Genomic DNA, 25,354 nt, shown 5'->3' with positions numbered 1-25,354 from the left:
CTACTCCTTCCGCAGCACGATGTCGAAGCTCGCCGAGGTCCAACTCCCTGCCACGGAACGGCCGTCCGGTGTCGGTGCGCCGGCCGGATGTCGGTCGAAGGGGCGGACGAGCGAGTCCTTCACACCGAAGACCGAGTCGGTGTCCAGGCCCGGGTCGCCCGCGACGAAGATATGCGTGATGAGCGGGCGGTAGCCGGGTGCCGTCACCTTGAAGTGCAGGTGGGGTGCGCGCAGCGGGGAGCGGCCGGCATGGCCGAGGAGGCGGCCGACGGGGCCGTCGTCCGGGATCGGGTACGGCGTCGGGGTGAGCCCCCAGAACCGGTAGCGGCCGTCGGTGTCGGTGAACAGGTGGGCGCGCCCGGCGAGTTCGCCGGCGTCGTACTGGACGTCGTACATCCCGTCGTCGTCGGCCTCCCACACCTCCACCCGGGCCCCGGCGACCGGGGCGCCGTCGGGGCCGGTGACCCGGCCCTCGACCCACGAGGGCTCGCCGCTCGCACCGCCCGCGATGTCCCCGCCGAGCTCGATGCCCGGCGAGTCCTGGACGAAGAACGGGCCGAGGACCGTGGACTCGGTCGCCTCGCCGTCGCCCGGTTCGTTCACCGCGACGGTCAGCATCGAGACGCCGAGGACGTCCGAGAGCAGGACGAACTCCTGACGGGTGTCGGTCGTGAGGTGACCGGCCGCCGTCAGGAACGCGATCGCGGCGGACCATTCGTCCTCGGTGAGCCGCGTCTCGCGTACGAAGGCGTGCGCGTGCCGGACGAGGGCCCGCATCACCTCGCGGAACCGGTCGTCCCGCGCGCCGTCGAAGCTCGCGACGACCTTGTCGGTCAGCTCCTGTTCAGTCATCGGTCGGCTCTTTCGTGTTCTTTCGCGCGGGGGCCGGCCCGGCCATGGGAAGGCCGGCCGGAGACACAGGCACAGACACAGGCACCGGCACCGGCACAGGCACAGGCACCGGCACCGGCACAGGCACAGGCACAGGCACAGGCACCGGCACCTGCACCGGAATGTCCCCGCGCCATGCGCGCCCCAGCAGGGCGCGCATCTCGTCGCGGGTCACCTGGCGCGGGTTGGAGTCCGGGACCTGGGCCATGACCAGGTCGGTGGCCCGGTCGAGTTCCTCCTCGGCAAGCCCCAACTCGGCGAGCGAGCAAGGCGGTTCGAGCCTCGCACGGAGGTCGAGCAGGGCGCCGAAGGGATCGGCGGGCGAGTCGAGCGCCGCTCCCAGGCGCTGGGCCGCGTCCGGGGCGGAGGGCAGGTTGAGGCCGACCACGTGGGGGAGGACCACGGAGTGCAGGGCGGCGTGTTCGAGGTCGTACGCGCCGCCGAGGACGTGGCACACCTTGTGGTGCAGTCCGGAACCGGCCCCGGCGAAGGCGACCGCCCCGAGGTAGGTGCCGAAGAGGATGTCGCGGCGGGCGGCGACGTCCTGCCCGTCGGCGACGATGCGCGGCAGCGCGGACGCCAGCGACCGGACGCCCTCGACGGCCAGGGCGGAGCTGATCGGGCTGTGCCGTGGTGCCCACCACGCGTCGACGCAGTGGGCGAGGGCGTTGAGTCCCGAGGTCACCGACAGCCGGGTCGGCAGGGACAGCATCAGCGTGGCGTCGTAGACGACGACCCGGGGGAGCACCTTCGGGTCGACGCCGGTGCGCTTGTGGCCGTCCTCGGTGAGGCCCCAGACGGGGGTGGCCTCGGAGCCGGCGTAGGTGGTGGGGACGGCGAGGATCGGCAGGCCGGTGGTGAGCGCCGCCGCCTTCGCGGTGCCGGTGGTCGAGCCGCCGCCGACGCTCAGCAGCAGGTCGGCCCGGTGTTCGCGGGCGGCGGCGCGTACGGCCTCGGCGACCTCGGCCGGAACGTGGGGCCGGACCCCGCCGAAGATCCCGACGACGGGGAGGTCCTTGCAGATGTCCTCGGCCAGGGCGCGTTCCGCGTCGGCCGCGATCACCAGGACCCGGCTCGCGCCGAGCCCGGTGACCTCGGCCGCCACGTCGTCCCGTGCGGTGCCGGAGCCGAAGACGACCCGCTGACCCCAGGACTCGTGGACCACCGTCGAGTGGACGAGGCTCACGGAGCCACCGCGGCCCGGACCCGGGGCACGGCGCCGGCCGCGATCGCTCCGACGAGCGCGGGGACGGCGAAGGCGTAGAAGGCCCACTCGATGTCGGCGCCCGAGCTGAGGACGAACGCGCCCAGCGACGGGCCGGCGATCGCGCCGAACCGGCCGATGGACAGGGCCCAGGCGAGGCCGTTGCCGCGTACGGCGTCCGGATACCTGGTCACGATGAACGCGTTGCCGAGGATCTGCGAACCGATGAACCCGAACCCGCTGATGAACATGAGCACGAACATCACGGCCGTCGGCGGGCGGGTGCTCATCGCGATCAGGCTCAGGGTGCCGACCAGGAACGCGGCGACCACGACCCGCTTGGGGCCGAGCTTGTCCGCGATCCGGCCACCGATGATGGCCCCGACCCCGACGCCCAGCCACATCGCCGCCGTCTGCATCAGCGCCGAGCCGAGCGAGAAGCCCGCGGCCTGCATGATGCTGGGCAGCCAGGTGCTGATGCCGAAGACCAGCAGGAGTCCGCAGAAGGACATGGCCCAGAAGAGCACGGTCGACACCGCGAGCCCGCCGGTCAGCAGTGAGCCGATGCCGAGCCAGCGGCCCGGGTCCGTCGTCGGCGCGGCTTCCGACGGGGTGAGGCCGAGTCGCTCCTCCACCTCTCGTGCCTCGTCCGCGCGGCCCGTACGGCGCAGGTGGAAGGGGCTCTCGGGGAGCCTGAGCACCAGCGGCACGGCCAGGAACACCGGGACGACACCGATCACGTACATCCAGCGGTACGACACGTCGGGGAGCATGGCCGTGCCCAGCAGCGGGGAGAGCAGGGCTCCGGCCGCGTAACCGCTCATGATCAGGGCCACGTTGCGGCTGCGGTGGCCGGGTTCGCTGAGGTCGGCGACGAAGGCGTTGATCGTCGGCAGGACGACACCCAGACCGAGGCCGACGATCAGGCGGCCGGCGCCGAAGGACGGGACGCCGCTCGCGACCGTGCAGACCGCCATGCCGATCGTGAAGACGGTGGTTCCGACGAGCAGGAGCCGGCGTGGCCCGGTGCGGTGGACGAGGGCTCCGGCGAGGCCGGCGCCGATGAGCATGCCGATGCCGACGAGCGAGCCGATCGTGCCGGCCTCCGCCTTGTCGATGCCGAGCGAGGGGTCGCCCAGGAGCGCGGGCACGGTGACGCCGTACACGGCGAGGTCGTAACCTTCCAGGGATGCGACGACCCAGGCGGCGATCAGCATGAACGTGGTCGCGGGGACTCTGCGGACGGTCGGGCGTATGACGGACGGAGCGGTCATGGCCGGATCCTTTCTCCGACGATGGCAGGAGCCTGCATCGGCTCGACTGCGGTGGCAAGGGTCTTCAGGAGCGCCGGGACATCTGTGAGCGAGGCCACGGTGCCGAGGATGTAGAAGTCGGGCCGCCACAGGACGGCAGTGGTGCCGGTCGCGTCGAACCAGCGTCCGTAGACGCCGCCGACGTCGGTGAACCCTTCGGTGGTGAGGCGGCGGTCGGTGAGATGGTGGACGCCGACGCCGAGGCGGGCGGCGAGTTCGGCGGCGGAGGTGTCGAGCGAGGCGCCTTCGCGGCCGTCGACGAGGAGGACGAAACCACGGCCGAGTACGGCGTCGAAGAGCCCCTCGGCGCCGTGCGACTCGACCCGGCCCTGCGGCATCAGATGCCCGGCCTGCGGGGACGCGTCGTGCAGACCCGGACCGAGGCCCGGGAAGCGCATCTTCTCGGGGCGCCCGTTCGCCTCGCGCTGCGCGATCAGGCGGGCGTCACGCTCGGCGGCCGCCGTCGGGTCGCGCACGGTCTGCACCCGGCCCAGCTCGATGCCCTTGGCGATGATGGCCCGCACATGCGGTTCGCGTTCGCTCTGGTACGTGTCGAGGAGCGCGTCGTCGGCGCCGCGCAGTACGGCGTCGAGCTTGAACGCGATGTTCTGGGCGTCCCGGATGCCCGAGCACATGCCCTGTCCGAGGAACGGCGGCATCTGGTGGGCCGCGTCGCCGGCCAGCAGGATCCGGCCACGGCGCCAGTGCTCCGCGACGAGCGAGCGGAAGGTGTAGGTGGCGACGCGGATGAGGTCGGCCTGGCTCCGGTCGACGTAGTCGGCGACCCGCGCCCACACCCGGTCGGGCTCCCGTTCCACGGGGAAGGACTCCGCCGAGTCGAGCATGAAGCTGAACCGGTGGTGCTCGGGGCCCAGCGAGATGATCGAGATCGGCTGCCTCGGGTCGCACACCTGGCGGGCCTTGGGGATGTCCGCGCCGCCGTCCTCCTTCAGCCGGAAGTCGCAGACCATCCACGGCTCGGAGAACCCGTAGTCGTCCTGCCCGACGGCGAGCCGGTCGCGGGTGAAGCTGTTGCCTCCGTCGCAGGCGACCACATACCGGGCCGGGACGACGGTGTCGGCTCCCTCGACCTGGACATCCACGCCGTGCGGCGCGTCGTGCAGGTCGGTGACCCGGGAGTCCATCCGGATCTCGACGTTGCCGAGACCTCGGACCAGGTGGTCGAGGGCGTCCTCCAGGTACGGCTGGTACATCATGTACCACTCCGCCCAGCCCTGGCCGCCGACGGCGGCGAAGTCGTGCTCGATGAGGAGTTCGCCCGAGCCGTTGCGCCACTCGTAGTTCCGCTGGACGTGCAGCGTGGGCAGCAGGGCCCCGGAGAGGCCGAGGCGGTCGAAGGTCCGCATCGTCTCGTCGTCGAAGATGGCGGCGCGCGGCAGGTTGTAGAGGGTGGGGTAGCGCTCCAGCACGATCACGTCATGGCCGGCCTGCCCCAGCAGTGCCGCCGTGACCATGCCGACGGGCCCGTACCCGATGACGGCGACGTCGTAGATGTGCGTGGCCTTGTCGTGCATGTGCGTGGCCTTCCGCTCAGACACCGGCGTACGCGGGTGCGGGCGCGGGGTCGGTGGAGAGGCCGAGGAGCTTCTCGGCGTTCTGGTGGCCGATCTTGAGTCGGTCGGCGTCGCTGATCGGCGCGTTCCGCAGGAAATTCGTGGCCGTCTCCATGTCCTCGAAGGGGTAGTCGGTGCCGAAGAGGATGTGGTCGGCGCCCATCGAGAGCAGCGCGGTCAGGAGCGGGGCGGAGGAGCAGACGCCGCTGGTCGTGATGTAGAGGTTGTTGCGGATGTACTCCGAGGGGCGGCCGCGCTTCAGCTCGATGCCGTGGTGGGCGTGGAACTCCCAGCGGGAGTCCATGCGCCACAGCACGAACGGCAGCCCCTCTCCCATGTGGCCGAGCAGCAGCTTGGCCTTCGGGAAGTCGTCGAAGACACCGCCGAAGATCAGCCGCAGGGCGTGGGTGGCCGTGTCGATGCCCCAGCTCCACATCGGGCCGACGAGCTCGGGGTGGCCGGACAGCACGTGCGCGGTGTCGACGCCGTTGGCCGGGTGCAGATAGAGCGGCACGTCGAGGTGTTCGGCGCGCTCCCAGACCACGCGCAGGGCGGGGTCGTCGAGGTACCTGCCGTGGGTGTGCGCGTTGACGAGGGCTCCGCGCAGCCCGAGCTGGGTGACCGCCCGCTCCAGTTCGTCGGCGGCGGCCTTCGGGTCCTGCAGCGGCAGGGCGGCGAAGCCGGAGAAGCGGTCGGGGTGCCCGGCGATGACACCGGTCAGGAAGTCGTTGACCGTGATCGCCTGCCGTACGGCGGCGGCCGGGTCCTTCTCCGCCTGGAGACCGGGGGAGTTGAGCGAGAGCACCTGCATGTCCAGGCCCGCCGCGTCCATGCCGTCGAGACGTTCCTCGGTGAGGTCGAGGAGCCGGCGGGAGGCCTCCGCCCAGGCGTGGGGCTGGGCGATGGAGGCGGTGGACGCGCCGTGGCCCACCAGGTCGGGGGTCACGAAGTGTTCTTCGAGGCCGATCAGCTTCATTGCGGAGTTCTCCTCGGGGGATCACGGACGCCGACGAGGCCTCGTGGGGGAGCGAGGTCCCGTGTGCGGTTCCGGGAGGGGGCCCGGCCGGCGTGAAGGGCCGGAGCGGGCGGGAGACGGCGGTGGATGCGCGTCGGACAAGCGGCTCGTCGGCTGCGAGGGGGACGCCGGTGCGGCGGGGGAGCAGCCGGGTGGCGGTGAGTGCCACCGGATCGCAGTTCACCAGAACGTAACGCATTCCGCAATAGTGAATGTAAGATCGGTTGAGAAGACGCGGGTAGGCTCGTCGGCCGACGGTTCGTCAACGCCCCGAAGGGGCGCGGGGAACCGCGCGACCAGCCACGGCGGCGCCGCACAGGAACCCACGGAACATCGCGGCACGTCCAGCGGAGCGCCACGCGTTCGTCCACCGGCAGGGGAGAGAGCTGCGCCGTGACCACCACTGACCCCAAGGAGCACAACGGGGAGCGGCAGGGCATCCAGTCCGTCGAGACCGCGATGCGGGTCCTGCTCGCGCTGGAGAGCGGCGGCGGCGCGCTGAGCCTGTCCGCGATCGCGCAGGCCAGCGACATGCAGCCCAGCAAGGTGCACCGCTACCTCGTCAGCCTCGGCCGCATAGGGCTGACCTCGCAGGATCCCGCGTCCGGCCTCTACGACTTCGGCGCCACCATGCGCCGCATGGGCGCCGAGGCGCTGCGCCGCACCAACGAGGTCGCGGTGGCGAGCGGCCACGCCATGCGGCTGCGCGACCGCACGGGCCACTCGGTGAACCTCGCCGTCTGGGGCGACCGCGGGCCGATCGTCGTGAGCTGGGCGTACGGCACCCGCCCCCTGCCCCTGACCGTCCGCGTCGGCGCCACACTCCCGCTGCTCACCTCATCGGTCGGCCGCGTCTTCCTCGCCCATCTGCCCGAGAGCCTCACCGACGAGGTGCTGACCGGCGAACTGCGCGGCAAGGAGGCCGAGTGGACGGCCGAACGCCTGGCCGACACCCGTGCCCTCGTCCTCGAACAAGGGCACGCCGAGACCCACGGCGGTGTCATCCCGGGCATCATCTCCGTCGCCGCCCCCGTCTTCGCGGCCGGCGACCCGCTGCCGCTCGCCATCTCCGTCGTCCTCCCGGAGAGCGCCGGCACACCCGACCAGCTCGCCGAGGCGACCCGCGAACTGCACGAGACGGTGGCGGCGGCCTCGCACGAGCTGGGGCACCTGTCGTAACGCCGTACCGCTACGCCTGTGGGGTGCGGCGGATGCCCGCCACCTCGTCGTAGTACGACTCGGCCGACGGGCCCAGGACGTCATGGGCCTCCAGGAACATCTCGTGCGCCTCGTGGCCCACCCAGCCCGCCGGGAGCAGTTCGGTCGGCAGATCCGGGTCGCGGAAGGGGAACTTGCGGTAGTCGTACGTCAGCCGCATGCGTTCCACCAGCGCCTCCTCGGGGCTGAGGTGCCCGGCCCGGTACGACGGCATCCGGCCGCGGTAGGTGCGCAGCAGCTCCCGGTAGTCCTCGTTCAGCGCGGCCAGGTCCCAGCTGCGGGCAGCCATCTCGCGGTCGACGGGCAGCCCGCCGGACTGGCAGCGCAGGGTGTCCAGCCGGATGGCCGGTTCGTCCGCGAACTTCTCCCGCACCTGCTGGAGCCGGTCGTGCGGGGAGACGTACGTGGACGGGGCCAGCGGGCCGAAGCCCAGCCAGGCCAGCTCCTTGCGGATACGGTCGCGCACGCCGCGCTCGGTCTCCGGGACCGAGTAGATGACCATGTACCAGTGCCGGTCCCAGTCGGACGGCGCCCGGTCGAAGATGCGGGAGCGGCCCTCGTCGAGGAGCTGGAGACTGCGCCTGTTGAGCGTGTAGACGGTCTCCCGGCCCTCGCGCCGGACATCGAACCAGCCCTCCTTGCGCAGCCGCGCGAGGACCACCCGCACGGTGCTCTCACCGACGCCGAAGCAGCCCATCAGCGTGCTGAGGGTGCGCATCCTGGCGTCGCCGCCGCGGTAGCGGACGTAGTCGCCGAACAGGTCGAAGACGATCGATCGAGGCTTCACGGAACCGACTATGTCACACGGACGGCCGTCGTGAAGATGAGCGTCTCGACCGATGAATCCCGTGTGCAGCAAGGGTTGTCACCGCATCGATGAGCACGAGAAAGCGATACAAATTATTGACGCCCGTGTAACTGTTGACACAGGATGCTCGTGGGCCTGAGTCTGGGGCCTGTACTCGATGTGGAGGTCGGAGCCATGGTTTCTCGGATCGCTTGCGTGGGGGGCGGCCCTGGTGGGCTGTTCTTCGCGGCGCTCGTCAAGCAGGCCGATCCGTCGGTCGAGGTGACGGTCTTCGAACGGAACGGCTCGGAGGACACCTTCGGCTTCGGGGTGGTGTTCTCCGACGCGACCCTGGCCGCCATCCACGAGGCCGATCCGGTGCTGCGCACCGCGCTCGCCGAGGACGGTCGGCACTGGGACGACATCGAGGTGCGGCTGAAGGGTGAGCGGATCCGCTGCGGCGGCAACGGCATGGCAGCCATCACCCGCAAGACCCTGCTGCAGCTGCTCCACGAGCGGGCCGTCGAGGTCGGCGTCGACCTCCGCTTCAGTCACGAGGTCCCCGCCGATCCGGCGGAACTCGCCGACTACGACCTGATCGTGGCCGCCGACGGGGCGAACTCCCGGTTCCGCGACCGGCTCGCCGACGTGCTCGTGCCCGAGGTGGAGGTCGCGACCGCCAAGTTCATCTGGTTCGGCACCGACTACCTCTTCGACGGACTGACCTTCGTCCACGAACACGGCCCGCACGGCACGTTCGCCGTGCACGGCTACCCGATCAGCGACAGCGTCAGCACCTTCATCGTGGAAACCGACGAGGAGTCCTGGCGGCGCGCGGGCCTCGACGAGTTCGACACCGCGCAGCCGCCCGGTCCCAGCGACGAGAAGACCAGGCACTACCTCGAAAAGCTCTTCGCCGAGCAGATCGACGGCCATGAACTGCTGGTCAACAACTCCCGTTGGGGCAACTTCCGCACCCGCCGCGCCCGCCGCTGGCACAGCGGCAACGTCGTCCTCCTCGGCGACGCCGCCCACACCGCCCACTTCTCCGTCGGCTCCGGCACCAAGATGGCCATGGAGGACGCCGTCGCCCTCGCCGCGAGCCTCCAGGCCCACCGCGACGACCTGCCGAGCGCCCTGGAGGCGTACGAGGCCGCCCGGCGCCCCTCCGTCGAGAAGATCCAGGGTGCCGCCCGGCCCAGCCTGTCCTGGTGGGAGCACTTCGGGCGCTACCACGACGCCTTCCGGCCCACCCAGTTCGCCTTCCACTTCATCTCCCGCTCCATCGGCAAGGACCGGATCGCCCGCCGCGACCCCGAGTTCGTCGACCGCGTCGTACGGGACTGGCGGATCGCGCACGAGGGGTACGCCCCGCTCGACACGCCGTTCATGGGGTTCGACGGACGGCGGCTGACCGCGACCGATCTCGCGGCGCTGCGCGGCGAGGGCTCCCGCTGCCTGTGGCTCACCGCGCCCGCCGGGGAGTCCGGACTCCCCGCGCTGTACGCGCAGTTGGCCGCCGCACTGAGCGGCGACACGCCCCCGGACCTGGTCGCCGTGCAGAACGGCACCCCGCTCACCCGCTCGCTGCTCGCCGAACAGGCCCGGCTGGTGTACGGCGTTCCCGCACTGATCGTGGAGGACACGATGGACGACGACCGGGCCGAGACGCTGCTGCTGTCCGGCCGTGCCGACCTGGTCGCTTCCACGGCGGAAGGGCGGGCCTGACCATGAGCACGAGCCTGACACCGCTCTTCGCACCCGAGGGCGTCGTGGTCATCGGCGCCTCACGGCAGTCCGGCAAGCTCGGCGCCGCCATGGCCCGCTCCCTGGCTGCCTTCCCCGGTGCCCGTGCCCTGGTCAACGCACGCCGCCCCGACCCCGACGAGGGCGTGTACGCCTCGGTCGCCGAAGCCGCCGCCCACACCGACGGACGGCTCGACCTCGCCGTCCTGTGCGTCCCCGCGTCCGGCTGCGCGGACGCCGTGGCCGAGGCGGCCGCCGCCGGGTGCCGCGCCGCGCTGGTCTGCGCCGGCGGGTTCGGCGAGGCGGGCCCGGAGGGCGAGCAGTACGCGGACGCCCTGCGCCGGGTCGCCCGGGAGACCGGGGTCCGGCTGCTCGGCCCCAACACCTCCGGCTTCTTCGCGCCCCACCGGGGCCTGACCGCCAGCTTCGTACCCGCCGCAGGACAGCTTCCGGCCGGTGACATCGCCGTCGTCGCGGCCAGCGGCGGCGTCAACCACGCGCTCTCCTTCGACCTGGCCGCCGCCGGGAACGGCATCAGCCTCGGCGTCGGCATCGGCGCGGGCCTCGACGTCACCGCCGCGGACGTCTTGGAGCACCTCGTGGAAGACGGGCGTACGACGGCCGTAGCCCTCCATCTGGAGACGGTTCCGGACGGGCCCCGGCTCGTGGCGGCCGTGCGCGGGGTGGCCGCCGTCAAACCCGTCGTGGCGCTCGTCGTCGGCCGCAGCGATGTCGGGGACTTCGCCCGCTCGCACACCGGCGCGCTCGCCACCTCCTGGCGTACGACGCGGGCCGCGCTGCGGCAGGCCGGGGCGGTGGTCGTGGACGACGAACGGGAGTTGGTGGACGCGCTCACCGCGCTCTCCCGCATTCGGCTGCGCCCCCAACCGGACCCGGGGCTCGGCATCGTCACCGCCCAGGCCGGGCCGGGACTGCTGCTGGCGGACCGGGCGGGCACCGACGGCATCCGTATGCCGGAGCTGGCCGCCGACACCCGGCGCACGCTGGGCGAGCTGCTGCCCCCGCTCACCTACCAGCGCAACCCGGTCGACACCGGCCGGCCCGCCGAGACCTTCGGCCGCGTGCTCGCCACCACGGCCGCCGACCCGGCGGTGGACCTGCTCGCCGTCTACGCCCTGACCGAGCCCGACAGCGTCGACCTCGCCTCCGCCGCGCAGGACGCCGGCCTCGGTGCCGACTCCCCGGCCGTGGTGGTCGTCGGCGGCCTCCCCGAAGACGTCGCCGAGCAACGGGCCCGGCTCCACAAGACCGGCGTCCCGGCCCTCACGGGACCGGCGTCCGCCGCCAACGCCGTACGGGCGTTGGTGACGGACGCGCGACAACGGGCGCTGCGGGAGACGGCGGACGGAGCGTCGCGGGAGGCGGGGTCCGTGGCCGGCGGGGCTTCGGCTCTCGTCGCCGAGGGAGCTTCGCCGGGGTCGGTTTCCGTGGCCGAGGGGCTTTCGCCGGGGTCGGCTTTCGCGGCCGAGGGACTGCCGGACGGTTCGGCTTTCGCGTCCGACGGAGTATCGCCGGAGTCGGTCGCCACCGCCGGCGGACCCGCGCCGGTGCCCGCGGCCGCATCCGTACCGTCCGGCCCCCTTGACGAGGACGCCGCCAAGTCGTTCCTCGCGGAACTCGGTATCCGTACCCCCGCCCGCGCCGCCTGCGGCTCCCGTGCGGACGCCCATGACGCCCTGCGGCTGCTGGGCGGCCCGGTCGCCGTGAAGGTGCTCGACGCCGCGATCCTGCACAAGACGGAGGTCGGCGGGGTGCACCTGGGAGTGCGTACGGCCGCCGAACTGGACACGGCGTTGGACGCCATCGGTGCCGGCCGCCGCTATCTGGTGGAGGCGATGGCGCCGGCCGGTGTCGACCTGGTGCTCGGCGTGCGCCGGGACCCGGTGTTCGGGCCGGTCGTGCTGGCCGGGCTGGGCGGTACGGCCGCCGAGGCGCTCGCCGACGTGGCGATCCGGCTCGCCCCGCTGTCCGAGGCCGAGGCCGCCGCCATGCCCGACGACCTGGCCGCGCGGGCCCTGCTGGACGGGTGGCGCGGTGGGCCGGTGCTCGACCGGACCGAGTTCGGACGGGTCGTCTCCGCACTCGCCGCCGCCCTGGCCGCGAGCCCGGAGACCGCCGAGATCGAGATCAACCCGCTGCGGCTGACCGCCGACGGACTGATCGCTCTGGACGCCGTGATCGTGCGCGCGGCCGATGACACCTCTGAGGAGAGAGACCATGCCTAGGCCGAGCAGCAACGGCGCTGTGCCCTGGCCCGCCGAGTACGCGCGGCGCTACACGGAAAAGGGCTACTGGGAGGGCATCGCCCTCGGCGACCGGCTGCACACCGCCGCCGACGCGAGCCCCGACGCCGTCGCGGTCGTCGACGGCGACCGACGGCTGACGTACCGCCGGCTCGCCGACCGGGCGGACGCCACCGCCCTGCGTCTGGCCGCACTGGGCCTGGGCCCGGACGACCGGCTCGTGGTGCAGCTGCCCAACACCGTCGAGTTCGTGATCCTCACCTACGCGTGTCTGCGCCTCGGTGTCATCCCGGTCATGGCGCTGCCCGGCCACCGCCGACACGAGATCGGTCATCTCGTCGAACAGGGCGAGGCCGTGGCGCTCGCCGTGCCGGACTTCCTGAAGGACCACGACCACCAGGCGATGGCGTTCGAGATCGCCGAGAGGTCGTCGACTCTGCGCCACGTACTGGTCCTCGGCGACAAGGTGGGCGACGGTGCCGTGGATCTGCGGGAGTTGTGCGCCGCGCCCGAGGACGGGGGCGAGAGCGGGGGCCGGCGTGAGGCCGTCGACGCGTACCGGCCCGACAGCCGCGCGATCGCCGTCTTCCTGCTCTCCGGCGGCACCACCGGCCTGCCCAAGCTCATCGCCCGCACGCACGACGACTACCTCTACAACGCCCGCCGCAGCGCCGAGGTCTGCGAACTCGGCCCCGACACGGTCTACTTCGCCGCCCTGCCCCTCGGCCACAACTTCCCCCTCGCCTGCCCGGGCCTGCTCGGCACGCTGCTGAACGGCGGCCGGGTCGTGCTCGGTTCGCCCAGCCCCGAGAAGGCCTTCGCGCTGATCGAGAGCGAGGGCGTCACCGCGACCGCCGTCGTCCCCGCCATCGCCCAACGCTGGCTGGACCACCGCGTGGAGCACCCCGGCGCCGACCTCAGGTCGCTGCGGCTGCTCCAGGTCGGCGGCTCCCGCCTCGCCGACCACGTCGCCCGCCGCGTACGCCCCGAACTGGGCTGCACGCTCCAGCAGGTGTTCGGCATGGCCGAGGGACTGCTCAACTACACCCGCCTGGACGACCCCGAGGACGTCCTCTGTACGACGCAGGGGCGCCCCATGTGCGACGACGACGAACTCCTCGTCGTCGACGAACTGGGGAACCCGGTCCCCGAGGGGACGCCGGGCGTGCTGCTCACGCGCGGCCCGTACACCCCGCGCGGCTACTACCGGGCCGAGGAGCAGAACGCCCGCGCGTTCACCGAGGACGGCTGGTACCGCACCGGAGACATCGTGCGGCTGCGGCAGGACGGCAACCTCGTCGTCGAGGGCCGCGACAAGGACATGATCATCCGGGGCGGCGAGAACATCTCCGCCGAGGAGATCGAGAACTTCGCGTACCAGACGCCTGGCGTCGCCCGCGCCGCCGCCGTCGCCATGCCCGACGCCGACCTCGGCGAGCGGGTCTGCCTCTACGTCGTACCGGAACCGGGTCACACGGTCACCCTCGACGACGTCCGCCACGTCATGGAGCGCTCGGGCATCGCCCGCTTCAAGTTCCCGGACCGGTTGGTGACCGTCCCCGAACTCGCCGCCACCAAGGTCGGAAAGATCGACAAGAAGGCCCTGCGCGCCGACATCGCACGCCGCCTCGGCGAGGAAACCCCCGAAGGCCACTGAACCGGTGAGCACCGATCCCATGACCGGCGATCCGGCAACCGACGAAGAGCCGGCGACGGCCGAGAAGACCTGGAGCACGACCTCATGAAGCTTGCCACCATCCGTACCGCCGACGGCAGCACGGCGGCCGTCCGTCTCGACGGCGACCGGGCCGTGGAGACCGGCGCTCCCGACGTCGGCGCCCTGCTGCGCCGCCCCGACTGGCGTACGTACGCGGCCGCCGCCGACGGCCCGACGCACGAGGTGGCCGCCCTCGACCTCGCCCCGGTCGTCACGACCCCCGCGAAGATCTTCTGCGTCGGCCTCAACTACCGCACGCACATCCTGGAGATGGGCCGCGAACTCCCCTCGCATCCCTCCCTCTTCGCCAAGTTCGCCAACTGTCTGCTCGGCGCCCGCGACGACATCGTCCACCCGGGAGAGACGGAACAGCTGGACTGGGAGGCCGAACTCGGCTTCGTCGTCGGCGCGCCGTTGCGCCGGGCGACCAAGGAGCAGGCGGCGGCCTCGATCGCCGGCTACACGGTCGCCAACGACATCTCGATGCGCGACTGGCAGTGGCGTACCCCGGAGTGGTTGCAGGGCAAGGCCTGGGAGGCCAGCACACCGGCCGGGCCCTGGCTGGTGACCGGCGACGAGGTCGGTGACGCGGCCGACCTGGAGATCCGCTGCGAGGTGGACGGCCAGGTGATGCAGCGCTCCCGCACCTCCGACCTGCTGTTCGACCCGGCCGACATCGCCGCGTACCTCAGCACGTTCACGACGCTGGAGCCGGGCGACCTCGTCCTCACCGGCACCCCCGGCGGGGTCGGCGCGGCCCGCGACCCGAAGGTGTTCCTGAAGCCCGGTCAGGTCGTCCGGACCGTGGTCGAGGGCGTCGGGGAGTGCGTGAACACCGTCGTCGAGGACAAGCCGTGAGCGTCCTCGCCATCGAGGAGCCGTACGTCACGATCAAAGGAGATCGACATGAGTGAGACCTTCGTCCTGGTGACCGGTGCGTGGCACGGCGGCTGGGCCTGGCGCCCGGTCGCGAACGAACTGCGGGCCGCCGGCCACGAGGTGCACACCCCGACCCTGGCCGGACTGGGCACCGACGACGACCCGCGCGGGGTGACGCTCACCGACTGCGTGAACAGCCTCGTGGAGTACGTCGAGGGCGCCGACCTGAGCGACATCACCCTGGTCGGCCACAGCTGGGGCGGCTACGTCCTCACCGGCGCGGCGCCGAGACTCGCCGCACGCGTCCGGCGCCTCGTCTTCTGGAGCGCCTTCGTGCCGAACGACGGCGAGTCGCTGATCGAGGCGTGCCCGCCGCACTACGGCGAGATGTTCCACGCCCTGGCCGCCGCCTCCGGCAACGACACGGTGACCATGCCCCTGGAGGTCTGGCAGCAGGCCTTCATGCAGGACGCCGGCGAGGAGACCCAGCGCCTGATCCACTCCCTCCTCGTCCCCCAACCCCTCGGCACCTTCACCGAGAAGCCCGACACGACCGCCTTCGCCACGCTCGACATCCCGACCGCCTACATCCTGTCCACGGAGGACTTCTCCCTCCCCGGCGAGTGGGCCTGGGCCGAACGCTTCCCCCAGCGGCTCAAGAACCCCCTCGTCATAGAGACCCCCGGCAGCCACGAGGGCTGTTTCACCCGGCCCGCCGAACTGGCGGACGCGTTCATCCGGGCCTGCGCGGTGTAGCGAGGACCAGGCTGGTGCGCCGGGGCGAACCGGGTCTCACAGGCCTGGTTCGCATGCGGGTTCCGTCTCGGAGGACGCTCAGTCGAGACAGAACTCGTTGCCCTCGATGTCCTGCATCACGATGCACGAATCGTTGCCGTCATACAGAAGTCGCACGCGTACGGCGCCGAGCGGGATCAGCCGTGCGCATTCGGCTTCGAGCGTGGCCAGGCGCTCTTCACCCACGAGCCCGGTGCCGACCCGCACGCAAAGATGCACCCGGTTCTTGACGACCTTGTCTTCGGGAACACGCTGAAAGAACAGTCGCGGGCCCACACCTGAGGGATCACTGCAGGCGAACCACGAACCCTGATCCTCAGGAGGCCGGGAGCGGTCGAAATCGTCCCAGGTGGCGAACCCCGCCGGTGGCGGCGATACGACGTACCCCAACACCTCGCACCAAAAGCGAGCGACGCGCTCGGGTTCCGCGCAGTCAAAGGTGACTTGGAACTGCTTGATCGATGACATCGGCGCACCATAACAGGGGACTTTCGCGCTCATCTCCCGGCAGGATCACGCAGGTTGTGCCCGGCCCGAGTGCCCCGGCCCCTCAGTGCCCTCGGCGCTTCGCGGCGGCCTTCAGCTCACCGCGCAGCAGTTCCGCGTCCCATGCCTCGGTGACGGCCCGCCAGAGCAGATCCGCCTGGGAGGGCGGGGCTAGGCCGTCGACGGGTGGGTCGAGGTCGAGGTCGGTGGGGAAGGGGTAGCCCTCGGCGGTGGCGGCGACGACGCGGCGCAGCCAGTCCTCGGGCGCGCCTGCGGACTTGCGGTGCAGCAGGACCGGGAAGAGCGCGTTGACCATCGCTTCGCGGTCCACGGTCTCCATGGCGCGGCCGAAGGCGGAGGAGATCTGCAGCAGGTTCGCCATGCGCCGGATGTCCGACGAGCGGTTGTGTCCGGCGGCGTGGAAGAGCGCGGGGTTGAAGAAGGCCGCGTCGCCCTTGTCGAGGGGGAGTTGGACGTGGTGGGCGTCGAAGTACTCGACGAACTCCGGGAGTCGCCAGGCGAGGTAGCCGGTCTCGTACTTCTGCGAATGGGGCAGGTAGAGCGTCGGGCCGGACTCGACGGGCATGTGGCAGTGGGCGACCGCGCCCTGGAGGGTCAGGACGGGGGAGAGCCGGTGGACGTGCGCGGGATAGGCGGCGGCCTGCCGCTGGGAGAGGAAGCCGAGGTGGTAGTCGCGGTGCGGGCTCTGCGCGGCGCCGCCGGGGTTGACCACGTTGACCTGTGAGGTGACCTGGTACGCGGGGCCGAGCCAGGCCTCGGCGATCAACGCCAGGATGTCGTTGGCGTAGTAGTCGGCGAACACCTCCGGCGCCCGTACGGCCATCTTGTCCAGGGCGTTCCAGACACGGTCGTTGGCGCCGGGCTTCGCGAAGTGGTCGCCCCGGGCCGTGCCGGAGGCGCGCTCCTCCTCGATCAGCTCCCGGAAGGCGGCAGACGCCCGGTCCACGACGGCCGGGTCGGTGAACGCGCCCTTGAACACCACGATGCCGGGGCCGTCCAGCAGGGCACGGACCAGCTCGGTCTGTACGTTCCGACGGCCCTCGGGGGTCGCCGTCAGGGCCCGGAGCCGGTCGCTGTCGTAGAGCGGAACGTTCTGCTCGACCCGCTCGGCCGAGGGATGGTCGGCCGGGTCGGTGTTCCGCTCCACGAGCGCGCGGAACGCGTCGAGATCGCAGTCCGCCTCGGTCAGCCAGGTCCGTGACGCCGCAGCGATGGAGGACATCGCGGCTCCTTTCGCAGCCCTTGTGTCGCTGCCAGTCTGATGACCTCGAACCCATCATTCAATGCGCGGAAACACATCAAGAAGACCTCACAGGGAGATCGCTGCCACGCCGTCGCAGCCCCCGTGTCGCCCCGGCCGTCGGCCGGGAGCGACGTAGCGTGGCTCGCGCATACGACGGTCGACCCCATGGTGGCGTGATGTGCTGGAGTGCGACGGCCGATCTCGTGGCGGGTGCCGGTGTCGGGGCCGTCGGGGTGGTCTGTGTGGCGTTGGTGCGCGGCCGGCGGGACCTGCCGCTCGCCGCGTTGCCGTTGCTGCTCGGGGCCCACCAGATCGTGGAGTCGGTGGTCTGGTCCTCGGGCGGAGGCAGCGGGCCGGCCACCGTCGCCTGGGCTGTCATCGCGCTGCCGGTGTTGGCCGTGTGGGTGCCCGCGGGAGTGCTGTGCGCCGCCCAGCCGCACGCCCGGACCCGGCTCGTCGTCCTGCTCGCCGTCGGAGTCGCGACGGCCGCGCCGCTCGCCCACGGCCTTGCGACCGGCCCGGTGACGGCCGAGATCCGCGGCCGCACCGTCGGCTACACGATCGATCTCTCCCACCCGGTCCTCCTTGTCGCCGGCTACCTCCTCGCCACCGTCGGCTCCCTGCTCCTCTCCGCCGACCGGCGGCTCGAACTGCTCGGGATCCTCACCGCCGTCGGCGCCCTGACCTGCTGGACCCTGTGGCGGCTGGAGTTCGTCTCGACCTGGTGCGCCTTCGCGGCCGTGTGCTCGGTGATGCTCCTCGGCTGGGTGCGCGCACGGCCGACGGCCGCCTCGACGCCGTTCCGTCACCCCGCCGCGGCGCAGCCGAAGCATCCGAAAGGCGATTGACAGGGCACAGGTGCGTACGGGAGACCTCGGGCATGGCTGAACTCCTCTGCCTTCCGCCCGTCGGGCGCGGCACGACACCGCGCGGACGGCCGTCTGCGGCGCGAACGCCCCGGTCGACGAGCAGGACGCGACAGTGCTCCGTCGCCGGAGCGAGTACGTCCGCTGCCGCGAGCCGCTCGACGTCCGAGTGTCCGAAGCCTTGGTGAATCATTCATCCACCGAGCTGTTGACTTTCGGCTTGGCGAGCCAGAGGATTTCGGGGGTGACACACTCCGCCGCCGGGCCGGTCGGCCCGGTCCTCCCCGCGGCCCTCGACGAGGCAGCCCACCGCTGCCTCGTCACGGGCTTCGACGGTACGACGACCGTCCCCGACACCCTGAAACGGCTCATCGACCGCGGACTGGGCGGGGTCATCCTGTTCACCCGCAACATCCGCGACGCCGACCAGGTCCGGGAACTCACCGGCACACTGCGGACGTTGCGCCCGGACCTGCTGGTCGCCATCGACAACGAGGGCGGCGGCATCGGCCACCTGGTCGCCGCGGGCGCCCCCGAGGTGCCCGGCTCGTGGGCACTCGGTGTCGCCGACGACCCCCTGCTCACCGCCGCCTGCGCCGACGCCCTGGCCGGACACCTGCTCTCCCTCGGCATCACCGCCTCCTACGCCCCCGTCGCCGACGTCCAGAGTCGGCCCGAGAACCCGATCGTGCGCACCCGTGCCTTCGGCGGCGACGCCGAGCTGGTCTCCCGGCATCTGCGCGCCTGGATCGAGGCCACCGAGGCGCGCGGAGTGGCCTCCTGCGCCAAGCACTTCCCCGGCCATGGCGGGACCGTCACCGACAGCCACCATGAGCTTGCGGTCGACCCGCGGCCGTACGGCCGGCTCGACCTCGCGCCCTTCAGGGCCGCCGTCGACGCGGGTGTGCCCATGCTGATGAGCGCCCATGTCGTGTTCCCGGCCCTCGACCCCGACCGGCCCGCCACCCTCAGCCCGCGCATCCTCTCCCACCTGCTGCGCGGCGAACTCGGCTTCGACGGTGTCCTGGTCAGCGACGCGCTGGAGATGAAGGCCATCGCCGACCGCTACGGCGAGGCGGCCGGCGCCCGGCTCGCGCTCGCCGCCGGGGCGGACCAGGTCATCGTCGCCGTACCGGATCCGGAGGTCACCCTCGCCTGCCGGGACGCCGTGCTCGACGCCCTGCGAACCGGTGAACTGGCCGAGGAGCGCGTGACCGAGGCCGCGGAGCGGGTACGGCGGCTCGCGGTGCGGTACGCGGTGCCGTGCCGTCCGGGTGACGTGGCCGCGTGGGACACGGACGCCGGGCTGACGGCGGCACGGCGGGCCGTACGGAGCGGGGGGCCGTTGCCGGAACCGGTGCCGGGCGCCCATGTCGTCGACTGCTTCCCGCCCCCGCACCCCGCCCTCAACTGGGGCGGCGAGGACCTCCTCACCGAGATCCGCGCCCTCGACCCGACGGCCACGGGGACGGCGGTCGCCGGAGAGCCGGACGACACCGAGGCCGTCGTGGGGGAGGCGCTGCGCACCGCCGGGAGGCGGCCGCTGGTCGTCGCCGTGTGCGATGCGGAGCTGCACCCCTGGCAGGGGCGCCTGCGGGACGCGCTGCTGGCGGCACGGCCGGACGCGCTGGTGGTCTCGACGGGGCTGCCGGAGGCGGGTGGTGCGGTGGCCGCGCAGGGGAGGGGGCGGGTGAATCTGCGGGCGGTGGCCGAGGTCTTGGCGGGGCGGATCTCCTGACCGGGGCGGACAACCTGACGGGTGCGGACATCCTGGCGGGGGCGGAGGCCGGTGCCCAGCCCCCGCCGGCCGGTGCCTAGTCCCCCGCCCGCCTCACTTCCCGGCGATCAACTCCGTGATCCCCCGCGCCGCGAGGTACTCCTTGTCCTCCGCGCGCTCCGCCAGGACCACCGCCGGGTGGGTGCCCTCCTGCCGCAGGCGCATCCAGGCGTCGAAGAACGCGCCGCCCGGGCCGGAGACCGAGCGCGTGGACGGGGTGCAGTCCAGGACCAGGGCCGCCGTACGGGGAGCCGGCGAGGCGGTGGACTTACGGATCTCGGCCACCGTCGTGGACAGGGCGTCCGCGATCGGCTTGGGGCGGCCCGTGGAGTCGAAGAGGCCGAGCGTGTACTCCAGCTCCGGGAAGTCGGCCAGGGAGCGGTCGACGTCGTGGGAGCACCACCAGGTGACGCCCCACAGGTGGGCGCAGTCGGCCGCGTTGAGAAGGGTCGCGCGGGCGAAGTCGGGGGCGTCGGCCGCCGGGATGTGCGGCTCGGGCGCCCCGGTCTCCTGGACCCAGACCGGGCGGGCCGGGTCGGCGGCGTAGGCGACGGCCAGTTCCGTGCCGTACTCCGCGAGGTGGTGCACCTGCGGTGAGCGCGGGCCGTAGCGGCGGGCGCAGTCGGCGGAGAAGACCCAGGGGTGGACGGTGGTCAGATCGCCCTTGCGGGCCGACGCCTCGGGGGTGAAGGGGTGGTCGTCGCCGTACCACGCGGCGTCGTACGCCGAGTGCGTGACCAGATGGCCGCCCTCGCCGAGCCCGTCCCGCGCGGCGGCCAGCAGGGTGTCCAGGTAGTGGTCGACCTCGGCCACGGACACCGGGTTGTGCTCGACCAGGTTGTTCAGCTCGTTGCCGAGCTGGAGGCCGATGAGGTGGGGGTGACCGGACAGGGCGCGGCCCAGTGTGCGCAGCAGCAGCGCCTGGGCCTCGATCGCCTCGGGGTCGGTGAAGACGTTGCGGTGGTGCCAGCTGCGCGTCCACTCCGGGTAGAAGTCGAAGCTCGACAGATGGCCCTGGACGCCGTCCACGAGGACGTCCAGACCGCACTCGGCCGCCAGGTCCACCAGCTGGACGAGCTGGTCCACGGCCGACGCCCGGACCAGGGTGCGATTGGGCTGGAGCAGGGGCCACAGATGGAAGACCCGGACGTGGTCCAGGCCCAGGCCGGCGATCTGCTCCAGGTCCTCGCGCGCGAGCCCGGGATCGAAGTCGTGCCAGGCGTGGAACCAGCCCCGGCGTGGGGTGTAGTTGACGCCGAAGCGCAGGGAGTTCATGCCGGAGTCCACCTTCTGCTCGGGGGAGCCCCATCCTGGCATCGGGAGGATGGTTCAAACAACCATCTCAGTGTTTCCTCGGTGGTTCAGCCACGCAAGCCCGGTCGGGTGTCCTTGTCACGGACTCCTTCACTCGGCTGAGCGAACCAGCTCACCGGCCCGATTCCGTCGGCCGGGCGAGGCGGTGGGCGGGCAAGGTCGCGGTGGGCATCGGGAGGCTGTCGTGCGCGGTGCGGTGGAGGTGTCGCAGGTACTGCTCTCGCGGTACGAGAACGCCGCCCAGGTCGCGGACGTGCGGGCTGTCCCGCTGCGCGTCGAGCAGCTCGCCGCCGGCCTGTGCGAAGCGCGCCGCGAGGTCGGTCACCGCGACCTTCGAGGCACCGGGGCGGCGGAAGAACATCGAGTCCATGCTGAAGACGGATCCGATCCGGAGGCCGAAGACGCCGCCGATCAGATCGCCGTCCTCCCACACCTCGACGCTGTGCGCGTGACCCAGATCGTGCAGGCGGACCAGGCTTGCGATCAGCTCGTCGGTGAGCCACAGGGGGACGCGGCCGGCGCGGCATTCGCGGACGACCCCCTCGAACCGCCGGTCCAGGCTGGTCGACCACGGCAGCCGGTTGCGCAGCCGCCGGGCGAGACTCCGACTGAGGTGCGGGGCCGAGACGGGCAGCACCGGCCTGGGATCGGGCGACCACCAGGAGACGGCGTAGGGATCGGCCGATTCCTCGCCCACGAGCGGGATGCGGCCCTCCTCCACCTGATCGGCGAAGACCACGTCATTGAGGGCGCGGGTGTACTCGTCGGAGGCCGGGAACGGATAGACCCCGGCGCGGTACGCCGCCAGGAGGCTGTCGGGACTGAGGTCGGCGCCGAAGGCCACCGGACCGTCGGGCGCCGCTTCCAGCAGGTCCAGCGCCTCCCAGCAAGGGCACCGGCTCACCACTGTGCCGCTCCCTTTCCCTGGTCCTTCCCCGGCCGGACGACGCCGTCCTGCTGGAGGAAGTCGATGTAGCGGTCCATCATCTCCGCGTCCACCGGCGGAATGTCGATCCCGGCGTCCGACAGCGCCCGCTGCGCGTTGTCGCGGGTGAACTCCGTGAAAACGCCCTGGAAGTACATCTCGCTCACGGAGATGTCGGCGCGCGCGCACCGGTCGACGAAGAGCGGGACGAACGGGGTGATCGGGTCGGTCGGGTGCCCGGCCGCGTACTTCACCAGATCGGCGATCCACTCGGCGTAAGGGATCTCCCGGACCGGATAACCCCGTCGGCGCAGGCGCTCGGCGAGCGAATTCAGCAGCGTGGGACGGGGATTGGTGAGGTGGTAGACCTCGCCGCGAGCGGGATGGCGGGTGGAGATGTGCCCGATGGCGCGGGCGAGCTGGTCGGCCGGCAGGAAGTCCAGCGGCAGCCGGACGTCCGGGCACAGCCCGGTCCGCGCGATGAAGTCGATGAGGGCGGCCATCTCGCTGCTGGTGTTCAGCACGCCGGTTCCGCTGCTGCCCGTGACGTCCATCAGGCGGTAGAGGGCGACCGGCAGGCCCGCGTCGGACGCCTTCCTCAGCAGCGCTTCGCCGACCCATTTGGTCTCCACGTATCCCACGGACAGATACTCGGGGAAGCGCAGCGGCGTGCTCTCCGTCACCTCGCGCACCCCGGCCGGCCCGAATCCGGCGAGCACCGCCATGCTGGAGGTGAAGTGGACGGGGACGGCCCGGCCGGCGGCGAGGCGGATGATCTCGTATGTTCCGTCGACGTTGGCCGCGCGCAACTCGTGGTACGGATAGATGAAGTTGACATGGCCGCCGAAGTGGTAGACGGCGTCGATGGTCGATCCCAGCTCCTCGAACCGGCTCGGGGACAGTCCCAGTCCGGGCTTTCCCAGGTCGCCGACGACCGGCTGGACACGTTCGCTGGACAGATCGCTGAGGACGTACCGCTGGTGGCTCGCGCGGATCCGCTCCATGCCGTGCTGGTCGTCGGAGGCCCTGACCAGGCAGAGGATCCGTCCCGTCGTCCTGCGCAGCAGCTCGTCGATCATGTACGCGCCGCAGAACCCCGTCGCCCCGGTGAGAAGGACGTCGCCGGGGCGACGGGGGTCCGGAGCCGGCGCGGCACGGCCCACTGCCGGAACGCGCCGATCGGTCTCGGCGGCGAAGTCGACGCTCCCGCCGTCCGGGTGGGCCAGTGTGCCGGCACGTGCCTGGCGCACGGACTCGGCGAACGCGGCGAGTGTCGGATACCGCAGCAGTGAACGGGTCAGGTCGCGGATCTGTGTGATGCCGATGCCGAATACGACGCGGGTCCGGGCGAGCATCTCCATGGCCAGCAGCGAGTTGCCGCCCAGCTCGAAGAAGTCGTCGTGCGGACGGACGTAGTCCACATCCAGGATCTGTCCCCACAACTGGGCCATCCCCTGCGGCACCGGACGGTCGTCGGTGCCGGTCGTCGGCGCCGCGGTCACGGATTCCGGCAGGGCCTTGCGGTCGATCTTTCCGCCGGGCGTGACGGGCAGCTGCTCCACCGCGTGGAAGGCGGCCGGGATCATGTGGCCCGGCAGGACCTCGGCGAGTGCCGACCGCAGCCGTGCGCGCAGCACCGCGTCGCCGCCGGCCGGCGGCGAGGTCGGCGTGACGTACGCGACGAGGTCCCGGTCGCCGCTGCCGCGCGTCCGGGCCACCACCATCGCCTGGCCGATCTCCGGGTGGGAGACGAGCGCGGCCTCGACCTCGGCCGGGTCGACCCGGAACCCGCGGATCTTCATCTGGTCGTCGACCCGGCCCAGGACCTCCAGGTTGCCGTCGGAGCGGCGGCGGCCCAGATCCCCGGTGCGATACATCCGGTCCCCGGGCGCCGAGCCGTGCGGGTCGGGCAGGAACTGCCGTGCGGTCAGGGCGGGTTGCCGCCAGATACCGCGCGCCAGCCCCGGGCCGCCGATGTAGATCTCACCGCGTTCGCCCGGTGGCACCGGGCGCAGCTCGGCGTCGAGCACATGGACGTGATTCCCCTCCAGAGGCCTGCCGACCGGGGCGACGGCGGTGTCCGGTGCGGCGAGTACCTCCTCGTTCAGGTCGCAGACCGTGGAGGTGATGGTGGTCTCGGTGAGCCCGTAGGCGTTGACGAGCCGCGCGTCGGGGATCCGGTGCAGAACGGCGCGGCAGTCCTTCGTGGTGACGATCTCGCCGCCGACGATGACGAGCCTCAACGACGCGAGGCTGTCGTCGCGGTCCGGGACGGAGACGATCCGATGCCAGTAGGCGGGGGTCAGGTCGGCGACGGTGATCCCGTGCTCCGGGAGGCGGTGCAGCAGCTCGGTGGGCGCCCAGGCACGCGTTCCCGCGAGGACGAGTGTCGCGCCGCTGATCAGCGGGGCGAAGATCTGCTCCAGCGAGGTGTCGAAGCCGAGCGCCGCGGCGTGCAGCACCCGGTCGCCGGGCGTCAGGTCGTATGCCCGGGCCACCGCGGTGAGGGAGTGGGCCAGTGACCGGTGGGTGATCATCACTCCCTTGGGAGGCCCGGTGGATCCGGAGGTGTAGATCACATAGGCGAGGTCGCCCGGCAGGGGGCCCTGGGCCGGCCGCGGTCCCCGCGGCGGCGTCTGCGCGGTCTGTTCCCCGGGGTGGACGATCCGCGCCTCGCACTCGGCGAACATCGGGGCGTGCTCGCGGCTGGAGACGATGAGGCGTGAACCGGTCTGCTCGACCAGTCCGGTGATCCGCTGCCGCGGAGTCGCCGGGTCGAGGGGCAGGAACGCGCCGCCGGAGCTCAGCACCGCCAGCAGCGCGACGATCAGCTCGGGCACGCGGTCGAGGCACACGGTGACGACGGACTCCGCGTCGACGCCCGACCGCCGCAGCCGGTGGGCAAGCCGGTCGGCGCGGCCGGTCAGCTCGGCGTAGCTGAGCCGGCCTTCGTCCGAGAGCACCGCGAGAGCGGACGGTTCACGCCGCGCCCGCTTCCGGACCAGCTCGGGCACGGTGCCCGGCCAGGATTCCTGGGGCCGCCGCTCGGCGCGGGCGCTCGCGGGCCGCATGTCGGTCCACAGGCGGTCGACCAGGTCCGCGCACCACCCGGCGGACTCCGGTCCGCCGATCCGACGCCACCCGGCCGGAATCCGGCGACCGGCGGGCCAGATCGCGTACTGCTCCTCGTCGTTGCGCAGCACGACGCACAGCGCAGCCGACCCCGTCGGCGGGTGATCACGTTTCGTCACCTTGGGTCTCCCGCCTCGCGCGGAGTTCCGCGGAGCACGACCTGTGCCCCTCGCGGGAGAGGGCCGCC

18 protein-coding genes and 3 pseudogenes are annotated in these 25,354 nt (G+C 72.0%); 8 read left to right on the top strand and 13 right to left on the bottom strand.

The features are described from left to right. Genes JIX55_RS08450 through JIX55_RS08430 form a run of 5 tightly spaced genes read right to left on the bottom strand, consistent with a single transcriptional unit; the run spans position 1 to position 5,958 of the window. The gene (locus JIX55_RS08450; protein WP_257562667.1) at positions 1–852 is read right to left on the bottom strand and encodes a dioxygenase family protein; all 852 of its coding nucleotides are present in this window, start codon (positions 850–852) and stop codon (positions 1–3) included. Further along, on the bottom strand, positions 845–2,077 hold the full coding sequence (locus tag JIX55_RS08445; protein ID WP_257562666.1) for a maleylacetate reductase: 1,233 nt from the start codon (positions 2,075–2,077) through the stop codon (positions 845–847). Before JIX55_RS08445 ends, JIX55_RS08450 begins: the two co-directional genes overlap by 8 nt. Continuing rightward, positions 2,074–3,369 (bottom strand): MFS transporter, encoded by a 1,296-nt coding sequence (locus tag JIX55_RS08440; RefSeq protein ID WP_257562665.1) that lies wholly within the window; start codon positions 3,367–3,369, stop codon positions 2,074–2,076. Before JIX55_RS08440 ends, JIX55_RS08445 begins: the two co-directional genes overlap by 4 nt. Next, entirely contained in the window at positions 3,366–4,967 is a 1,602-nt protein-coding gene (locus tag JIX55_RS08435) for a bifunctional 3-(3-hydroxy-phenyl)propionate/3-hydroxycinnamic acid hydroxylase (protein ID WP_257562664.1), read from the bottom strand. The genes JIX55_RS08440 and JIX55_RS08435 overlap by 4 nt, the downstream gene beginning before the upstream one ends. Then, positions 4,960–5,958: an amidohydrolase family protein gene (locus tag JIX55_RS08430; RefSeq protein WP_257562663.1), complete on the bottom strand. Its 999-nt coding sequence runs from the start codon at positions 5,956–5,958 to the stop codon at positions 4,960–4,962. Before JIX55_RS08430 ends, JIX55_RS08435 begins: the two co-directional genes overlap by 8 nt. Positions 5,959–6,390: 432 nt before the next feature. Between JIX55_RS08430 and JIX55_RS08425 the strand changes: the two genes are divergently transcribed. Then, on the top strand, positions 6,391–7,176 hold the full coding sequence (locus JIX55_RS08425; RefSeq protein WP_257562662.1) for an IclR family transcriptional regulator: 786 nt from the start codon (positions 6,391–6,393) through the stop codon (positions 7,174–7,176). Between the two features lie 10 nt (positions 7,177–7,186). On the opposite strand, the gene JIX55_RS08420 is transcribed toward JIX55_RS08425, so the two are convergent. Further along, the gene (locus JIX55_RS08420; RefSeq protein ID WP_257562661.1) at positions 7,187–8,002 is read right to left on the bottom strand and encodes a PaaX family transcriptional regulator; all 816 of its coding nucleotides are present in this window, start codon (positions 8,000–8,002) and stop codon (positions 7,187–7,189) included. Positions 8,003–8,218: 216 nt separating this feature from the next. Between JIX55_RS08420 and JIX55_RS08415 the strand changes: the two genes are divergently transcribed. The 5 genes from JIX55_RS08415 (at position 8,219) to JIX55_RS08395 (ending at position 15,364) form a co-directional block, all read left to right on the top strand. Next, entirely contained in the window at positions 8,219–9,730 is a 1,512-nt protein-coding gene (locus JIX55_RS08415) for an FAD-dependent monooxygenase (protein ID WP_257562660.1), read from the top strand. Positions 9,731–9,732: 2 nt separating this feature from the next. Beyond that, positions 9,733–11,994 carry an acetate--CoA ligase family protein gene (locus JIX55_RS08410; RefSeq protein ID WP_257562659.1) on the top strand — a complete coding sequence of 754 codons (2,262 nt, stop codon included), beginning with the start codon at positions 9,733–9,735 and terminating at the stop codon, positions 11,992–11,994. Further along, positions 11,987–13,669 (top strand): (2,3-dihydroxybenzoyl)adenylate synthase, encoded by a 1,683-nt coding sequence (locus tag JIX55_RS08405; RefSeq protein WP_257562658.1) that lies wholly within the window; start codon positions 11,987–11,989, stop codon positions 13,667–13,669. Before JIX55_RS08410 ends, JIX55_RS08405 begins: the two co-directional genes overlap by 8 nt. Before the next feature lie 84 nt (positions 13,670–13,753). After that, a complete protein-coding gene (locus JIX55_RS08400) occupies positions 13,754–14,587 on the top strand; it encodes a fumarylacetoacetate hydrolase family protein (protein WP_257562657.1) in 834 nt (277 codons plus the stop codon). Between the two features lie 48 nt (positions 14,588–14,635). Further along, positions 14,636–15,364, top strand: a complete 729-nt coding sequence (locus JIX55_RS08395; RefSeq protein WP_257562656.1) for an alpha/beta fold hydrolase — start codon at positions 14,636–14,638, stop codon at positions 15,362–15,364. 78 nt (positions 15,365–15,442) lie between these two features. On the opposite strand, the gene JIX55_RS08390 is transcribed toward JIX55_RS08395, so the two are convergent. Continuing rightward, complete coding sequence (locus JIX55_RS08390) at positions 15,443–15,871, bottom strand: VOC family protein (protein WP_257562655.1); 429 nt, start codon at positions 15,869–15,871, stop codon at positions 15,443–15,445. Between the two features lie 82 nt (positions 15,872–15,953). Continuing rightward, a complete protein-coding gene (locus tag JIX55_RS08385; protein WP_257562654.1) occupies positions 15,954–17,132 on the bottom strand; it encodes a phytanoyl-CoA dioxygenase family protein in 1,179 nt (392 codons plus the stop codon). A 197-nt stretch (positions 17,133–17,329) separates the two neighbouring features. Between JIX55_RS08385 and JIX55_RS08380 the strand changes: the two genes are divergently transcribed. Then, the gene (locus tag JIX55_RS08380; RefSeq protein ID WP_257562653.1) at positions 17,330–18,001 is read left to right on the top strand and encodes a DUF6629 family protein; all 672 of its coding nucleotides are present in this window, start codon (positions 17,330–17,332) and stop codon (positions 17,999–18,001) included. Between the two features lie 262 nt (positions 18,002–18,263). Continuing rightward, positions 18,264–19,757 carry a glycoside hydrolase family 3 N-terminal domain-containing protein gene (locus JIX55_RS08375; protein ID WP_257562651.1) on the top strand — a complete coding sequence of 498 codons (1,494 nt, stop codon included), beginning with the start codon at positions 18,264–18,266 and terminating at the stop codon, positions 19,755–19,757. A gap of 93 nt (positions 19,758–19,850) precedes the next feature. Here the strand turns inward: JIX55_RS08375 and JIX55_RS08370 are convergent, their stop codons facing one another. The 5 genes and pseudogenes from JIX55_RS08370 to JIX55_RS51395 all read right to left on the bottom strand — a co-directional run. Further along, positions 19,851–21,113, bottom strand: coding sequence for a glycoside hydrolase 5 family protein (locus JIX55_RS08370; protein ID WP_257562649.1), 1,263 nt, complete (start codon positions 21,111–21,113; stop codon positions 19,851–19,853). Positions 21,114–21,222: 109 nt separating this feature from the next. Then, complete coding sequence (locus tag JIX55_RS08365) at positions 21,223–22,014, bottom strand: leucyl/phenylalanyl-tRNA--protein transferase (RefSeq protein ID WP_257562648.1); 792 nt, start codon at positions 22,012–22,014, stop codon at positions 21,223–21,225. Then, a pseudogene (locus tag JIX55_RS51405) lies at positions 22,011–23,792 on the bottom strand (thioester reductase domain-containing protein); the annotation flags it as partial. The gene JIX55_RS08365 and the pseudogene JIX55_RS51405, both read right to left, overlap by 4 nt. A 21-nt stretch (positions 23,793–23,813) precedes the next feature. Then, positions 23,814–25,106 (bottom strand): annotated as a pseudogene (locus tag JIX55_RS51400) (amino acid adenylation domain-containing protein); the annotation flags it as partial. 27 nt (positions 25,107–25,133) lie between these two features. Then, positions 25,134–25,238 (bottom strand): annotated as a pseudogene (locus JIX55_RS51395) (MbtH family NRPS accessory protein); the annotation flags it as partial. Positions 25,239–25,354: the final 116 nt, after the last annotated feature.

It is taken from the genome of Streptomyces sp. DSM 40750 (assembly GCF_024612035.1).
GTDB lineage: Bacteria > Actinomycetota > Actinomycetes > Streptomycetales > Streptomycetaceae > Streptomyces.
This window is presented reverse-complemented; position numbering and strand designations above follow the sequence as displayed.

Coding starts and splice junctions, on each gene's coding strand:
- JIX55_RS08380 (WP_257562653.1), top strand. CDS start 17,330: ATGTGCTGGAGTGCGACGGCCGATCTCGTGGCGGGTGCCGGTGTCGGG.
- JIX55_RS08430 (WP_257562663.1), bottom strand. CDS start 5,958: ATGAAGCTGATCGGCCTCGAAGAACACTTCGTGACCCCCGACCTGGTG.
- JIX55_RS08390 (WP_257562655.1), bottom strand. CDS start 15,871: ATGTCATCGATCAAGCAGTTCCAAGTCACCTTTGACTGCGCGGAACCC.
- JIX55_RS08400 (WP_257562657.1), top strand. CDS start 13,754: ATGAAGCTTGCCACCATCCGTACCGCCGACGGCAGCACGGCGGCCGTC.
- JIX55_RS08450 (WP_257562667.1), bottom strand. CDS start 852: ATGACTGAACAGGAGCTGACCGACAAGGTCGTCGCGAGCTTCGACGGC.
- JIX55_RS08370 (WP_257562649.1), bottom strand. CDS start 21,113: ATGCCAGGATGGGGCTCCCCCGAGCAGAAGGTGGACTCCGGCATGAAC.
- JIX55_RS08385 (WP_257562654.1), bottom strand. CDS start 17,132: ATGTCCTCCATCGCTGCGGCGTCACGGACCTGGCTGACCGAGGCGGAC.
- JIX55_RS08410 (WP_257562659.1), top strand. CDS start 9,733: ATGAGCACGAGCCTGACACCGCTCTTCGCACCCGAGGGCGTCGTGGTC.
- JIX55_RS08405 (WP_257562658.1), top strand. CDS start 11,987: ATGCCTAGGCCGAGCAGCAACGGCGCTGTGCCCTGGCCCGCCGAGTAC.
- JIX55_RS08440 (WP_257562665.1), bottom strand. CDS start 3,369: ATGACCGCTCCGTCCGTCATACGCCCGACCGTCCGCAGAGTCCCCGCG.
- JIX55_RS08395 (WP_257562656.1), top strand. CDS start 14,636: ATGAGTGAGACCTTCGTCCTGGTGACCGGTGCGTGGCACGGCGGCTGG.